This window comes from Micromonospora sp. NBC_00617 (assembly GCF_045161355.1).
Taxonomy (GTDB): Bacteria; Actinomycetota; Actinomycetes; order Mycobacteriales; family Micromonosporaceae; genus Micromonospora.
This window is the reverse complement of record NZ_CP107751.1, coordinates 4,439,738-4,454,836: the sequence shown is the minus strand read 5'-3', so window position 1 is coordinate 4,454,836 and position 15,099 is coordinate 4,439,738. Positions and strand designations below refer to the sequence as shown.

The following is a 15,099-nucleotide window of genomic DNA, read 5'->3' as shown; positions in this document are numbered from 1 at the left end:
CGCCGCGTCCGGCATCCGGAGTATCCGCCGTGTCCCAACAGATGCACATCCGGTCTCCCACGGCGTGCGCTCATCCGGCACTCTTGATGGCGTGCATCTCCCCCCGGGCATGGTCGCCGTCGCGGCGCTGAGCGGTCTGGTCGCAGCCGCGGCCACCGTGCTGCTGACCATGGTCGCGCGAAGGCGCAGCGGGCCGCGCCGGCCGGCGCACCTGCTGCTCGCGGCAGCCGCCGGGACGTCCCTGGCCAGTCTGCTGGTCGGTCTGGTGGCCGTGCTCTCCACCAACGAGCACTGGGCCCACGAGCAGAGCCAGCGCACCGGCTGGGCCACCGTGGCGGCGATCGGCACGGCGGTGAGCGGGCTGGCCTTCGCGGCCGGGCTGCTCCGGCTGCCGGGGGTCGCCGCCACCGCCGCGGGGACCGCCCGGCTCGCCCTGGACGGTCTGACCATGGCGGCGGCGCTGTGGTTCGTCGGCTGGGTGCTCTTCTCCGAGCCGACCCGGCTGCTCGGCGACGCCACACCGATGGCCTGCCCGGCGATCCTGGTGGCGACGGTGAGCGCGGCGCTCGGCGCCGGCCTCGCCGTGATCGTCGTCTTCCGGGCCGCCGCCCCGCGTCAGCGGCTGGCCGTGCTCACCGCCGGGATCAGCGCGGTGAGCTGCGGCGGGCTGGGCCTCAGCGCCGGGCTCTGCCAGGCGGGGCCGACCATGGCGCTCGCCGGCGCCGCGGTGCTGGCCGCCGGCCTGCTGACCGCCGCGCTCGCCGTCCACCAGGCCGACCGGCCCGGTCACGTCGAGCTGGACCTGATCGGTCGCGACGGCGAGTACGCCATCGCACCGATGCTGGCCATGGCGGCCTCGGCGATGTACCACCTCCTGCAGGACGGGCGGTTCACGGCGCCCGCCATCGTCGCCGGCAGCGTCGAGGGCTTCGCCCTGGTGGCCCGGCAGTACCTCACCCTCAAGGACGTCCGGGACTACGCCGGCCGGCTGGCCGAGCGGGAGGCGCACTTCCGTGAGCTGGCGCACACCGACCCGCTGACGTCGCTGGCCAACCGGCGAGGGCTGCTGCGGGCGCTGCACGACGGCGCGGCGGCCGGCACCCCGTGCGTGCTGCTCGGTCTGGATCTGGACGGCTTCAAGAACGTCAACGACATGCGGGGCCACGACGTGGGCGACGCCGTGTTGGCCGAGGTGGGCCGCCGGCTGCGCGGCAACCTGCGCCCGGGTGACGTGGCGGCCCGGCTCGGCGGCGACGAGTTCGCCGTGCTCATGCCGGCCCGCCCGACCGAGGCGGACCGGGTGGCCGAGCGGCTGCTCGGCGTGCTCAACCGGCCGTACGACCAGCCGGAAGGCCCGGTCTTTTTGTCCGTGAGCATCGGCGTGGCCGGGTGGGCCGACGAACCCGACGTGGAGCTGCTGCTGCGCCACGCCGACCTGGCGCTGCGCTACGCCAAGCAGCGCGGCAAGAACCGGATCGAGCGCTACGACGCCGCGTACGACCAGTTGCTGCGCCGCCGCACCACGCTGGAGCACGAGCTGCGGGGCGCGATCGAGCGCGACGAGCTGCGGCTGGCCTTCCAGCCGGTGGCGTCGCTGCCGTCGGTGCGGCCGGTCGGCGCCGAGGCGCTGCTGCGCTGGCACCACCCCGAGCTGGGCAACATCCGCCCGGACGAGTTCATCCCGCTCGCCGAGGAGTGCGGGATGATCGCCACCCTCGGCGCCTGGGTGCTGCACCAGGCCTGCTACCAGCTCTCCCGTTGGCTGACCGACGGGCACGACGTCTGGGTCTCGGTGAACGTCTCGCCGCGCGAGCTGCACGCCCCGGAGTACGTGGTCCAGGTCGCCGAGGCCTTGCGCGCCCACCACGTGCCGCCGCAGCGGCTGGTGCTGGAGGTCACCGAGCACGCGGTCGCCACCGACCTGGACGAGCTGATCCGGCGGCTGACCGCGCTGCGGCTGACCGGCGTACGGATCGCGCTGGACGACTTCGGCGCCGGCTACTCGTCCCTGGGGCAGCTGCGCCGGCTGCCGATCGACATCCTGAAGATCGACCACAGCCTGGTCGCCGAGCACGAGCCGGTCCGCCCGGTGGGCCAGGACGGTCCGGCGTTCGCGCCCATGGTCGACATCGTGATGCGGCTGGGCCACCAGTTGGGCCTGGAGGTCATCGCCGAGGGGGTCACCACGCCGACGGAGCTGGCCGCGGTGGTCGCCGCGGGCTGCCGGTTCGGGCAGGGCGCGCTGTTCGGCTGGGGAGTGCCCGCCGAGCACCTGGAGGCGATGCTGGAGGCGGCCACCTCGCCGGGTGCGCGGCCCGCCCCGCTGCCCGCTCCGCGCCGGGTTTCCGGTGGGTCCGGGCAGGTCATGCCGCCTGGTGACGGCGCGGCGTCGGCCGACTCGCCGCCCTCCGTCAACCAACATGTGGGATCAGTTGACTCATCGCGTGAGATGCGTCAGGCTTAGCCGCATGTCGTCGTACCGGTCGCTGCGAGTACTTACCTGAGCGCACTCTCCCTCATCGAGAGTGCGCTGGCCCCGTGCATCTGCACGAGGGCCGTTTTTATTGCCGTCGGAACCTGTCGCGACGGGCCCACGCCCGCCTCGCATCGCTGAACAAGCCCCAGCCAATCCAGCCGAAGGCCAGAACCGCCATGACGAGACCCACGCCCGAGACCCTCGCCCACACCGCCCGGCGGGCCCGCGCGACCGCCGACCCGGCCGGCACCGTCGACCCCGCCGCCGCACGCGCCGCGGCCACCCCGGCTGTCCCGGCCGTACGGACAGCCGCGCCGGCCCAGGTCTCCGGCGCCAGCTCGCTGGTGCGGTCTTTGGAGGCGCTCGGCGTCGACGTCGTCTTCGGCATCCCGGGCGGCGCGATCCTGCCGGCGTACGACCCGCTCTACGACTCCACCGTCCGGCACATCCTGGTCCGCCATGAGCAGGGCGCCGGGCACGCGGCGACCGGGTACGCGCAGGCCACCGGCAAGGTCGGCGTCTGCATCGCCACCTCCGGCCCGGGCGCGACGAACCTGGTGACGCCGATCGCCGACGCGTACATGGACTCGGTGGCGATGGTGGCGATCACCGGGCAGGTGGCCAGCCCGTTGATCGGCACCGACGGCTTCCAGGAGGCCGACATCCAGGGCATCACGCTGCCGATCACCAAGCACAACTTCCTCGTGCAGACCGCCGAGGAGATCCCGCAGGTGCTGGCCGAGGCGTTCCACCTGGCCAGCACCGGCCGGCCCGGCCCGGTGCTGGTCGACATCCCCAAGGACGTGCTCCAGGCGTCGACCACCTTCTCCTGGCCGCCCACCCTGGACCTGCCCGGCTACCGGCCCACCCTGCACCCGCACGGTAAGCAGATCCGGGAGGCGGCGCGGTTGATGGCCGCGGCCCGGCGGCCGGTGCTCTACGTCGGCGGCGGGGTGCTCAAGGCCGGTGCCACCGACGGGCTGCGCCGGCTGGCCGAGCTGACCGGCATCCCGGTGGTCACCACGCTGATGGCGCTCGGCGCGTTCCCCGACTCGCATCAGCAGCACCTGGGGATGCCCGGCATGCACGGCACGGTCGCCGCGGTCTACGGCCTGCAGAAGGCGGATCTGATCGTCGCGCTGGGCGCACGCTTCGACGACCGGGTCACCGGCAAGCTGGACTCGTTCGCCCCGGACGCGGCTGTGGTGCACGCGGACATCGACCCCGCCGAGATCGGCAAGAACCGGCACGTGGACGTGCCGATCGTCGGCGACGCCAAGCACGTCATCGACGAGCTGATCGCCGCGGTCACCGCCGAGCGGTCGGCGGGGCGCACCGCCGACCTCGGTGACTGGTGGACGCAGCTGGACGACCTGCGCACCCGCTACCCGCTGGGCTACGACGAGCCGGTCGACGGGACCCTGTCCCCGCAGTACGTGATCAAGCGGCTGGGCGAGATCGTCGGCTCGGACGCGATCTTCGTGGCCGGGGTGGGCCAGCACCAGATGTGGGCGTCGCAGTTCATCTCCTATGAGAAGCCGCACACCTGGTTGAATTCCGGCGGCCTCGGCACGATGGGCTACGCGGTTCCGGCGGCGATGGGCGCCAAGGTCGGCAAGCCGGACACGGTGGTCTGGGCGGTGGACGGCGACGGCTGCTTCCAGATGACCAACCAGGAGTTGGCCACCTGTGCGTTGGAGGGCATCCCGGTCAAGATCGCCGTCATCAACAACGGCAATCTCGGCATGGTCCGCCAGTGGCAGACGCTCTTCTACAACGAGCGCTACTCCAACACCGAGCTCGGCACCCACAAGCACCGCATCCCGGACTTCGTCAAGCTCGCCGAGGCCCTGGGCTGCGTCGGGCTGCGGTGCGAGAGCGCGGCTGACGTGGACAAGACCATCGCCGCCGCAATGGAGATCAACGACGCGCCCGTGGTGATCGACTTCGTGGTCGGCAAGGACGCGATGGTCTGGCCGATGGTCGCCGCCGGCACCAGCAACGACGAGATCATGTTCGCCCGTGGCGTCCGCCCGGTCTTCGACGAGGATGACATTTAATGACGATGCACACGCTGTCCGTGCTGGTGGAGAACAAGCCCGGCGTGCTGGCCCGGGTCTCCGGCCTGTTCTCCCGGCGCGGGTTCAACATCGACAGCCTCGCCGTCGGCGAGACCGAGAACCCGGACGTCTCCCGGATCACCATCGTGGTCAACGCGGAGTCGTCCCCGCTGGAGCAGGTCACCAAGCAGCTGAACAAGCTGGTCAACGTGCTCAAGATCGTTGAGCTGGATCCGCAGGTCTCGGTTGCCCGCGAGCTGCTGCTGGTGAAGGTTCGCGCCGACCGGTCCGCGCGGTCCCAGGTGCTGGAGACCGTCAGCCTGTTCCGCGCCCGGGTGGTCGACGTCGCACCGGACACGCTGACCATCGAGGCCACCGGCACACCGGACAAGCTCGACGCGCTGCTGCGCGACCTCGAGTCCTTCGGCATCAAGGAAATGGTCCAGTCCGGGTTGGTGGCCATCGGGCGCGGCTCGCGTTCGATCACCGCCGGCCCCGCGCTGCGCGCCGCCTGACCCATCCGCAGAGACCACGACGGGCACTCAGGCCGTCGTACGAAAGGGAAGTTTCTCATGAGCGTTGAGGTGTACTACGACGACGATGCCGACCTCGGCCTGATCCAGGCCAAGAAGGTCGCGGTGATCGGGTACGGCAGCCAGGGCCACGCCCACGCGCTGTCGCTGCGCGACTCCGGCGTCGACGTGGTGATCGGTCTGCCGGAGGGCTCGAAGAGCCGGCCGAAGGCCGAGGAGCAGGGCCTGCGGGTCGTCACGCCGGCACAGGCCGCCGCCGAGGCCGATGTGATCATGGTGCTCGCGCCGGACACCGCCCAGCGCGGGATCTACGCGGAGTCGATCGCCCCGCACCTCGCCCCGGGCAAGGCGATCTTCTTCGGCCACGGCTTCAACATCCGGTACGGCCTGATCAAGCCGCCGGCCGAGGTGGACGTGGCGATGGTCGCGCCCAAGGGCCCCGGCCACCTGGTCCGCCGCCAGTACAGCGACGGCAAGGGCGTGCCCTGTCTCGTCGCCGTCGAGCAGGACGCCAGCGGCAACGCGCTCGCGCTCGCCCTCGCGTACGCCAAGGGGATCGGTGGCACCCGGGCCGGCGCGATCAAGACCACCTTCACCGAGGAGACCGAGACCGACCTCTTCGGCGAGCAGGCGGTGCTCTGCGGCGGCGCCTCGGCGCTGGTGCAGACCGGTTTCGAGGTGCTCACCGAGGCGGGCTACGCCCCGGAGGTCGCGTACTTCGAGTGCCTGCACGAGCTGAAGCTGATCGTCGACCTCATGTACGAGGGCGGCATCGCGAAGATGCGCTACAGCATCTCCGACACCGCCGAGTACGGCGACCTGTCCCGTGGCTCGCGCATCATCGACTCCCGGGTCAAGGAAGAGATGCGCAAGATCCTGGGTGAGATCCAGTCCGGCGAGTTCGCTCGTGAGTGGGTCGCCGAGGACGAGGCCGGCCGGCCGAACTTCACCAAGTGGCAGGCCGAGGGTGCGGCGCACCCGATCGAGGAGACCGGCAAGAAGCTGCGCGGGATGATGAGCTGGGTCGACCGTCCGATCACCGAGACCGCCTGACCGCTCGCCCAGACGACAGCCCCCGACGGCCCCGGGCCGCGCTCTCCCCAGCGCGACCCGGGGCCGTCGGCAATGTGCGTGCGCCGGTAGCGGCCTCGGCACCTCCTCGGGTGGTGGTGTCGCTGGTGAGCCGTACCTGGGAGTCATATTCATTCCTCTGAGGTATGTCGCTCACCGCGGTGGTAGGCCCGACCCGTGCGCACGGCGCGCGACGGCGGTTTCGCTGTGGTGAACGGGTGATGTCCATCGCTCGACCGCGCGTGTGAGGGCACTCACCCCGAAGACCGGAACACGCCGGCCAGCGCGGCCCCTACGATCGCGGGTAGGTGCGCTGAGCCGGCACCTGACGGCCACGGCACGGATCAGCGCGGGGCGCAGCGCGGCGCCCCGCCGCCCGGGCCGATCGCAAACACGACCTCTACGAGGACCGATGAATCCTGTCGTACTGATCGCCGAAGAACTCGCCCCCGCCGCCATCGAGGTGCTCGCTCACGACTTCGACGTCCGTCACGTCGACGGCACCGACCGTCCGGCCCTGCTTTCGGCGCTCTCCGAGGCCGACGCCGTCATCGTGCGTAGCGCGACCCAGATCGACGCCGAGGCGGTCGCCGCCGCGCCGCGACTCAAGGTGGTCGCCCGGGCCGGCGTCGGGCTGGACAACGTCGAGGTGCCGGCCGCCACCGCGCGGGGCGTCATGGTCGTCAACGCGCCCACCTCCAACATCGTCTCCGCCGCCGAGCAGGCCGTCGCACTGCTGCTCGCCGTGGCCCGCAACACCGCGAGCGCCAGCTCCGCGCTCAAGGCGGGGGAGTGGAAGCGGTCGAAGTACACCGGCGTCGAGGTGCAGGGCAAGACCGTCGGCGTGGTCGGGCTCGGTCGTATCGGGGTGCTCTTCGCGCAGCGTATCGCCGCCTTCGGCACCCGGCTGATCGCGTACGACCCGTACATCCAGCCGGCCCGTGCGGCGCAGCTCGGCGTCCGCCTGGTCGGGTTGGACGAGCTGCTGCGCGAGAGCGACTTCATCTCCATCCACCTGCCGAAGACGCCCGAGACGGTCGGCCTGATCGGTGAGAAGGAGCTGGCGATCGTCAAGCCCGGCGTCCGCATCGTGAACGCCGCCCGCGGTGGCCTGGTGGACGAGCAGGCGCTCGCGAACGCCATCGCCGAGGGCCGGGTCGCCGGCGTCGGCGTCGACGTGTACTCCAAGGAGCCGTGCACCTCCTCGCCGCTGTTCGCCTTCGACAACGTGGTGGCCACCCCGCACCTGGGCGCCTCGACGCACGAGGCGCAGGACAAGGCGGGCCTCGCGGTGGCCAAGAGCGTGAAGCTGGCGTTGCAGGGCGAGTTCGTCCCGGACGCGGTCAACGTCCAGGCCGGCGGCGTGGTCGCCGAGGACGTCCGCCCGCTGCTCCCGCTGGCCGAGAAGCTGGGCCGCGCGTTCACCGCCGTCGCCGGTGGGGTCGCCGCCAGCGTCGCCGTGGAGGTGCGCGGCGAGATCGTGGGCCACGACGTGTCGGTGCTCAAGCTCGCCGCGACGAAGGGCCTGTTCAGCTCCGTCGTCGAGGAGCAGGTCACCTACGTCAACGCCCCGCACCTGGCCGCCGAGCGCGGCGTCGAGGTCACGCTGGAAAGCCTGGCCGAGACGGCCGACCAGCCCACCCTCGTGACGGTGCGCGGCGCTCTGCCGGACGGCCGGACGGTAAGCGTCTCCGGTACGGTCACCCACTCGGGCGCCCGCGACGTCCCCCGACTGACCGAGGTGGACGGTTTCGACGTGGAGATCGCCGCGGAGGGCATCCTGCTCTTCCTGCGCTACGCCGACCGGCCGGGCGTCGTCGGCATCGTCGGCACCCTGCTCGGCGAGTCGGGCATCAACATCGCCGCGATGCAGGTGGCCCGTCGTGAGGCGGGCGGCGAGACCCTGATGACGCTCACCGTCGACCAGGCGCTCGGCGCCGACCTGCTCACCTCGGCGGCCGACTCGATCGGCGCGACCGCCGCCAGCGCGGCGGACCTGCGCGACGAGTAGTCGGCGCTCACGCCACCGGCCGCGCACGATCGGCCGTGGCGGCACGGACGGCAGCACCACGGGGGGCCCGGCGACGCGCCGGGCCCCTCTGTCGTACCCCGGGGTGCGGGGGATGCCCAGCCCTCGGGGTGCCACGCGGCCGGGATGCCCGGCCCACCCCGCCTCGGGTCAGTGGGGCAGCCGGGCCGGGGGCGGGTAGACCGAGCCGTCCTGCGGGTCGAAGAGCATCAGCCCGTGCTCCCCGGCCAGTCGCTCGATGTCCAGCAGCACCTGGTCCGCGCAGGTCGGGTGCAGGTTCAGCTCGACGTGGTCGTGGGCGGCGTGCAGCGGCGCCACGGCCCACGGGCTGTCCGGGCCGGGGTGTCGGTCCGGATAGGACGCCGTGATCGCCCGGTAGAAGCCGACGACGCGCGGGTCCGGGTAACGGTCCACGTGCCGCCCCTGCCGGCAACCGTCGACAGCTGCCCGCACGTCCTCGGGCGTCGCCCCGTCCTCCAGGGCCCACACACTCAGATCGAAACTCACGGCGGACAGCGTGCCATCCGTCGTTCACCATGTCGAAACTGCCTCGCCGCAGGCCAATCGCCGGCCCGCCACGCACCGGTCGGGAGAGTCCGCTGTGGAGACTCTTGCGTCGAGTTGCGTCGATTCGCTAGCGTACGACTGCGGTTACTGGCCGCAGGTCGCGGCGCCGGCCCGTCTTCGGGTGGCGCGGCCGACGTCCGGCCCGACCGGTCCGCACCCCTCGATTGTGCGAGCCACGCGCACTCGTCGCTGACCGGCCCCCACGGCCGTTGCCGAGGCCGTGGGGGCCGATCGCAGCGGCCCGACCGGCCGACCGTGCGGGCGGCCGAGGTGCGGCGACGATCCCCGACCCGCCCGAGCGCGGGTCATGGCCGGAGTCCCGTGGGGAGCCGGGGCTCGTGCGACGGGGTTCAGCGCCGGTGGGCGAAGAGCGCGCGATAGTCGGAGCCGCCACGGAACCACACCAGGCCGGTGGGCCCGGCGGCGTAGAGCGCGGTGGCGTACGCGTCGGCGACCGTCAGGTCCGGGCCGACGACAGTCGCGGCGACGAGCTGGTTGGCCGGCTCGCCGGTGTGCGGGTCGACCACGTGCCCCTGACGCCCGGTCACCCCCGAGGTGCCGACCGCCCCGGCGGTCATCTCCAGCACCAGTGGCGCGCGCTCGGGTGCCGTCGGGTGGTGCACCGCCACCCGCCACGGCCCGCCGTGCGGCGCCCGGCCGCGGACCACCAGGTCGGCGCCGGCGAGTACGGCGTAGTCGTGGATGCCCGCGGCGCGCAGCCGGGCGGCGGCACGTTCCACGGCCCAGCCGCCGAGCAGGCCGCCCGGGTCGAAGCCGCCGGGCACCGCCCAGGCGTCGAACCAGCCGTCGGTGGCGGCCCGCATCGCCGTGCAGCGGTCCACCAGGTCGGCCAGCGGGGGGTACGACTCCGGGTTGATCTCCCCCCGCCGCAGCATGGAGACCAGGCTCTCCGGGCGGTTCGGGCCGTAGGTCAGGTCGACGGCGCGCAGCTCTGCGACGCTGTCCCGCAGCGCCTCGCCGACGCCCCGACGGCCGAGCCATTCTGGGGCGTTGAGCAGCAGGGTGTATTCGGCGGTCGCGGTGCGTACGGTGTGCTGCACGGCGATCCGGCCGTCGGTGGCGGCGGTCGGGTCGATCCGGTGCCGGCGACTGCCGAGTCGCAGGTCCGGCCGGCGGTTCCGGAACGCCGAAGGATCCGGCCAGCGGGTCCGCGGCTGCTCGTCGATGCGCATGGCACCTGCCCCCTCGCAGTTGACGTCGCGTCGTCACGACCACCGTGCGCGGGCCCCCCTGACCCGCTGCCCCCACCGTAGGCAGCGCAGATGATCGCCCCATGAGTCCCAGCTGAGAGGGTGCTGTGGATCCGCCTGTCCCAAATATTGGAAGCATTGTACCGGGTTGCGGGACACCGACGTACCGTTGCCGGGACGGGGCAGTCGAGCGTGGGGAGTACGGGCGTGGCGCGGATCGCGGTGGTGGCCGGGGACGGCATCGGGCCCGAGGTGGTCACGCAGGCTCGCAAGGTCCTCGACGCGGTGCTCCCCGGCGTGCAGGCCACCGAGTACGACCTCGGCGCCGCCCGCTGGCATCGTACCGGTGAGGTGCTGCCCGACTCGGTGCTGACCGAGCTGGCCGGGCACGACGCGATCCTGCTCGGCGCGGTGGGTGACCCCACGGTTCCGCCGGGTGTCCTGGAACGCGGCCTGCTGCTCAAGCTCCGGTTCGCCTTCGACCAGTACGTCAACCTGCGCCCGTCGCGGCTCTGGCCCGGCGTCGCCGGTCCGCTGGGCAACGTCAAGCCCGGTGAGGTCGACCTGGTGGTGGTGCGCGAGGGCACCGAGGGGCTCTACGCCGGCGCCGGCGGCGCCCTGCACCGCGACACGCCCGCCGAGGTCGCCACCGAGGAGAGCCTCAACACCCGACACGGCGTGGAGCGGGTCATCCGTGACGCGTTCGCCCGTGCCGACCGCCGGGAGCGGCGCAAGGTCACCCTGGTGCACAAGACCAACGTGCTGACCCACGCCGGGTCGCTGTGGGCGCGGGCCTTCGAGGCGGTCGCCGCCGAGCACCCGGACGTCACGACGGAATACCAGCACGTCGACGCGGCCGCGATGTTCCTGGTGACCCAGCCGCAGCGCTACGACGTGGTGGTCACCGACAACCTGTTCGGCGACATCCTCACCGACATCGCCGCCGCGGTCACCGGCGGGATCGGGCTGGCCGCCAGCGGGTGCATCAACCCCGAGGGCGCGTACCCCTCGATGTTCGAGCCGGTGCACGGCTCCGCGCCGGACATCGCCGGGCAGGGCGTCGCCGACCCGGTGGCCGCGGTGCTGTCGGTCGCGTTGCTGCTGGAGCAGCTCGGGCATGCCGAGGCGGCGACGCGGGTCAACGCGGCGGTCGCCGCCGAGCTGGCCGGCCGCACCCCGGGTGCGGCACTGCGCACCGCCGAGGTCGGCGACCGGCTCGCCACCCACGCCGTAGCCTGACCGCTCCGACCCGCCGGGGTCACCGGCGGCATCCGCCTGTCCGGGCAGTCCACCCGGTCCCGAGCGGCCCTACCTTCTGAACGACCGTTCGGGGTAAGTTTCTGGCACAAGCATGTCGGTGTGCGCTCCCGCATGCCGTTGTTCCCCAGGGAGGTCAGCGCTATGAGCGGTGGTGACAAGCTCGACTTCGAGATCCGTCCGAATCCCGCGCCGGTATCCGCCGCCGACCGGGCCGCCCTGCTGGCCAACCCGGGGTTCGGTCGCGTCTTCACCGACCACATGGTCACGGTGCGGTACGCCGACGGCAAGGGCTGGTACGACGCCCGGGTGGAGGCGCGTGGCCCGATCCCGATGGACCCGGCCAGCGCGGTGCTGCACTACGCGCAGGAGATCTTCGAGGGGCTGAAGGCGTACCGGACCGCCGACGGCGGCGTGACGATGTTCCGGCCGGACGCCAACGCGGCCCGGTTCGTCGAGTCGGCGCAGCGGATGGCGATGCCGGTGCTGCCTCCCGAGGTGTTCGTCGACTCGCTGCACAAGCTGATCGAGATCGACCGGGAGTGGATCCCCACCGGCGAGGACGGCAGCCTCTACCTGCGGCCGTTCATGTTCGCCAGCGAGGTCTTCCTCGGCGTCCGCCCGGCCAACGAATACCTCTACCTGGTGATCGCCTCGCCGGTGGGGGCGTACTTCACCGGTGGCGTCAAGCCGGTCACGGTCTGGGTCTCTCCGGACTACACCCGCGCGGCGCCCGGAGGCACGGGCGCGGCCAAGTGTGGGGGTAACTACGCGGCGTCGCTGGCGGCCCAGGCGGAGGCCATCGAGGCCGGCTGCGACCAGGTCGTCTTCCTGGACGCGGTGGAGCGCCGGTTCGTCGACGAGCTGGGCGGCATGAACGTCTTCTTCGTCTACGACGACGATTCGGTGGTCACCCCGCCGCTGAGCGGCACGATCCTTCCCGGCATCACCCGGGACGCGATCATGACGCTGGCCGGCAAGGCCGGGCACTCTGTCGAGGAGCGGCCGGTCTCGTTCGCCGACTGGCAGGCCGACGCGGCCAGCGGCCGGCTGCGCGAGGTCTTCGCCTGCGGCACCGCCGCGGTGATCACCCCGATCGGTCAGGTGCGCTTCCCCGACGGTGAGTTCCTGATCGGTGGCGGCGAGCCCGGCCGGGTCACCATGTCGCTGCGGCAGCAGCTGGTCGACATCCAGCGGGGCAAGGCCGCCGACCCGTACGGCTGGGTGCGCCAGGTCCTCTGACGTTCGGCGCTGACCGGCCCGTTCGCACGGGCCGGTCTGCGCGGCGTGCTAAATCTCGTCGAGCAGGTGGTCGCGCAGGGCCGCGAGCTGCTCGTCGGTCACCCCGGCGTGGCGCAGGTACGCCTCGATCGAGCCGTGGCCCTCGCGCAGCTCGTCCAGGAACATCTGCATGGCCTCGGCGGGCGAGGCCAGGAACGGCGCGGGCACCGCCGCCGCGTTCGGCATGGTTTCGGCCAGCCAGGCGCCGAACCGGGCCGACGCCTCCGTGCTCAGCGCGTAGTCGGCGGTGATGTCGGCGTCGTCGACGCCCAGGACGGCGAGGGTGAGGGCGCAGACGATGCCGGTGCGGTCCTTTCCGGCCACGCAGTGCACCACGACCGGGGCATTCGCGGAATCGGCGATCAGTCCGATCGCCTCGGCCAGCCCCGCGGTGCCGGTCTGGGCCAGGTCGGCGTACCGGTCGGCGAGGTAGCGGGCCAGGTCGGTGCCCTTCTCGTGCGGCGTACCCGACCAGTCCTCGTGCTCCGGGTGGATGTTGCGGTAGGCCAGCCCCTGGTACGCGGGCACCCGGCCGTCGCGCTCCACCTCGGTGGGGCGGCGCAGGTCGATGACGGTGCGGATGCCGATCGCGGCGAACGCGTCCCGGTCCTGCTCGTCGAGGCGGTGCAGGGAGTCGGAGCGGTAGAGGCGACCTCGGCGCACGGTGCGGCCGTCGTGGCCGGGGTAGCCGCCGACGTCACGGAAGTTGAAGGTGGCGGGCAGCGGGATGTGTCGTGTGTCCTCGGTGGCGTCCACGTTCACACGGTAACGGCCGGTGGGCTCGGGTCCCACCGGCCGTCGGGCCCGATCGCTCAGCGTGCGGTGCCCGGCGGGAGCGCGCCGTACGTCTCGTCGTAGTAACCGCCCAGCTGGTCCCGGTACGTCGGGTCGCTGTGGCTGGTCTCGTCGTACTCCGGGGCGGCCTTGATCTGGTCCCGGGTGCGGTCCACCGAGACGGTGCGCTGGTCGTGGTCGACCTGGTTGACGGTGCCGGCGGGCAGCATCACCTTCTTGCCGAAGATCCACGGCCCGGTGTCCACGACCAGGTAGCTGCCGCCGACCTCGTGACTGGCGCTGTCGATCTTGCCGACTCCGCCGTCGGTGGCCTCTACCTTGTAGCCGACCAGGTCGGCGTCGGCCACTCCGGCCGCGTCCCGGTAGCGCCAGGGGTCGAAGGTGCCGGTCGGTGCGCCACCCGCCACGGCGCCCTGGTCACCGCCGTGCAGCGGGTCGGGCCCGGCGTGGGCGGCGTGCGGGTCGATCCTGTCCATGCCGTTCACTCCTGACTGTCGCCGATCGTCTCGGCGTCGCTGGGTGCGTCCCCGCAGGAGCTACCCGGCGGTCGGGGCCGGGAAACGGCGACGGGCCGACGCCGTGCCACGGCGTCGGCCCGTCGGGGCGTACTGGCTCAGGCCAGTGCCGCCTCGGCGTCCAGGGTGACCGCCGCGGCGTGCACCACGGCGGAGATGCGCAGGGCCTCGTGCACCTGCTCCCGGGTGAAGCCACTGCCGCGCAGGGCCTTCTCGTGCGACTCCAGGCAGACCCCGCAGCCGGTGATCGCGGAGACGGCGAGGCACCACAGCTCGAAGTCGCCCTTGTCGACGCCGGGCCGGGCGATGATCTGCATCCGCAGCCGGGCCGGCATCGAGGCGTACTGCTCGTCGCCGAACAGGTGCTTGGCCCGGTAGTAGATGTTGTTCATCGCCATGATGGCGGCGGCGCCCTTGGCCGCCTCGACGCCCTGGGGCCCGAGGTGCCCGACCGCCTCGGCGGCGATCTCGCGCAGCACCAGCGGGTTGCGGGCGGCGACCGCACAGGCCAGCGCCGTGCCCCACACCTGTGTCGGGGTCAGCGTGGACGTGCCGACGCATGAGCCCAGGTTGAGCTTGATGTCCTTGGCGTACTCGGGCAGGGCCGCCTTGATCGCATCCAGGCCCATGATCAGACCCCGGCGCCGGCGAGCAGCGCGTTGGCGTCGAGGGTCTCGCCGCCCTTGTTCCAGTTGCACGGGCACAGCTCGTCGGTCTGCAGGGCGTCGAGCACCCGCAGCACCTCGGAGACGTTGCGGCCGACCGAGCCGGCGGTGACCATGGCGAACTGGATCTCGTTGTCGGGGTCGACGATGAACGTCGCGCGCTGGGCCACGCCGTCCGCGCCGAGGATGCCGCACGCCTCGGACAGTTCGCGCTTGATGTCGCTGAGCATCGGGAACGGCAGCTCCCGCAGGTCCGGGTGGTCCTTGCGCCACGCGTAGTGGACGAACTCGTTGTCCACCGACGCGCCGAGGACCTGCGCGTCCCGGTCGGCGAACTCGCCGTTGAGCCGGCCGAACTCGGCGATCTCCGTCGGGCAGATGAAGGTGAAGTCCTTCGGCCAGAAGAAGACCACCCGCCACTTGCCCTCGTGGGACTTGTGGTTGATCGTCTCGAACGCCTTGTCGGCGTCGAGCGACACGCAGGCGGTGAGTTCGTACTCGGGGAAGCGGTCACCGACAGTGAGCACGGGTCCTCCTTGAGAGCGGCACGAGGGCCGGTAACTGGATCGGTTCCAGATACTGCCGTACGCATGTTTCTGCCGGTCAGTGGTCGGGTGACGTGTGAAGTCGATCACCAGC

At 72.2% G+C, this 15,099-nt stretch carries 13 protein-coding genes; 7 read left to right on the top strand and 6 right to left on the bottom strand.

Translation table 11 applies throughout. The features are described from left to right. Positions 1 to 109 precede the first annotated feature (109 nt). From OG505_RS20380 to serA, 5 genes are all read left to right on the top strand, one after another. Positions 110 to 2,464 (top strand): putative bifunctional diguanylate cyclase/phosphodiesterase, encoded by a 2,355-nt coding sequence (locus OG505_RS20380; RefSeq protein ID WP_405434616.1) that lies wholly within the window; start codon positions 110 to 112, stop codon positions 2,462 to 2,464. A gap of 188 nt (positions 2,465 to 2,652) precedes the next feature. Further along, positions 2,653 to 4,536, top strand: coding sequence for an acetolactate synthase large subunit (locus OG505_RS20375; RefSeq protein ID WP_405426590.1), 1,884 nt, complete (start codon positions 2,653 to 2,655; stop codon positions 4,534 to 4,536). After that, complete coding sequence (gene ilvN / locus OG505_RS20370) at positions 4,536 to 5,051, top strand: acetolactate synthase small subunit (RefSeq protein ID WP_196928030.1); 516 nt, start codon at positions 4,536 to 4,538, stop codon at positions 5,049 to 5,051. Before OG505_RS20375 ends, ilvN begins: the two co-directional genes overlap by 1 nt. A 57-nt stretch (positions 5,052 to 5,108) precedes the next feature. Then, positions 5,109 to 6,122, top strand: coding sequence for a ketol-acid reductoisomerase (gene ilvC, locus OG505_RS20365; protein WP_405426588.1), 1,014 nt, complete (start codon positions 5,109 to 5,111; stop codon positions 6,120 to 6,122). A 430-nt stretch (positions 6,123 to 6,552) separates the two neighbouring features. Next, positions 6,553 to 8,151 carry a phosphoglycerate dehydrogenase gene (gene serA, locus OG505_RS20360; RefSeq protein WP_405426586.1) on the top strand — a complete coding sequence of 533 codons (1,599 nt, stop codon included), beginning with the start codon at positions 6,553 to 6,555 and terminating at the stop codon, positions 8,149 to 8,151. Between the two features lie 168 nt (positions 8,152 to 8,319). Here the strand turns inward: serA and OG505_RS20355 are convergent, their stop codons facing one another. Beyond that, the gene (locus tag OG505_RS20355) at positions 8,320 to 8,676 is read right to left on the bottom strand and encodes a hypothetical protein (protein WP_234581292.1); all 357 of its coding nucleotides are present in this window, start codon (positions 8,674 to 8,676) and stop codon (positions 8,320 to 8,322) included. 410 nt (positions 8,677 to 9,086) lie between these two features. After that, entirely contained in the window at positions 9,087 to 9,929 is an 843-nt protein-coding gene (locus OG505_RS20350) for an FAD:protein FMN transferase (protein ID WP_405426584.1), read from the bottom strand. A 225-nt stretch (positions 9,930 to 10,154) separates the two neighbouring features. Here OG505_RS20350 and OG505_RS20345 point away from each other — a divergent pair, with 225 nt between their 5' ends. Both OG505_RS20345 and OG505_RS20340 read left to right on the top strand, forming a co-directional pair. After that, a complete protein-coding gene (locus OG505_RS20345; RefSeq protein ID WP_405426582.1) occupies positions 10,155 to 11,186 on the top strand; it encodes a 3-isopropylmalate dehydrogenase in 1,032 nt (343 codons plus the stop codon). 162 nt (positions 11,187 to 11,348) lie between these two features. Then, positions 11,349 to 12,446: a branched-chain amino acid aminotransferase gene (locus OG505_RS20340; RefSeq protein WP_405426580.1), complete on the top strand. Its 1,098-nt coding sequence runs from the start codon at positions 11,349 to 11,351 to the stop codon at positions 12,444 to 12,446. A gap of 48 nt (positions 12,447 to 12,494) precedes the next feature. Here OG505_RS20340 and OG505_RS20335 read toward each other — a convergent pair whose 3' ends face one another. The 4 genes from OG505_RS20335 to OG505_RS20320 form a co-directional block, all read right to left on the bottom strand. After that, positions 12,495 to 13,277, bottom strand: coding sequence for a tyrosine-protein phosphatase (locus OG505_RS20335; RefSeq protein ID WP_405426578.1), 783 nt, complete (start codon positions 13,275 to 13,277; stop codon positions 12,495 to 12,497). Between the two features lie 20 nt (positions 13,278 to 13,297). Continuing rightward, complete coding sequence (locus tag OG505_RS20330; protein WP_234581286.1) at positions 13,298 to 13,756, bottom strand: PRC-barrel domain containing protein; 459 nt, start codon at positions 13,754 to 13,756, stop codon at positions 13,298 to 13,300. A gap of 137 nt (positions 13,757 to 13,893) precedes the next feature. After that, positions 13,894 to 14,424, bottom strand: a complete 531-nt coding sequence (locus tag OG505_RS20325; protein WP_405426576.1) for a carboxymuconolactone decarboxylase family protein — start codon at positions 14,422 to 14,424, stop codon at positions 13,894 to 13,896. 2 nt (positions 14,425 to 14,426) lie between these two features. Further along, on the bottom strand, positions 14,427 to 14,987 hold the full coding sequence (locus tag OG505_RS20320; protein ID WP_355067001.1) for a peroxiredoxin: 561 nt from the start codon (positions 14,985 to 14,987) through the stop codon (positions 14,427 to 14,429). Positions 14,988 to 15,099 lie beyond the last annotated feature (112 nt).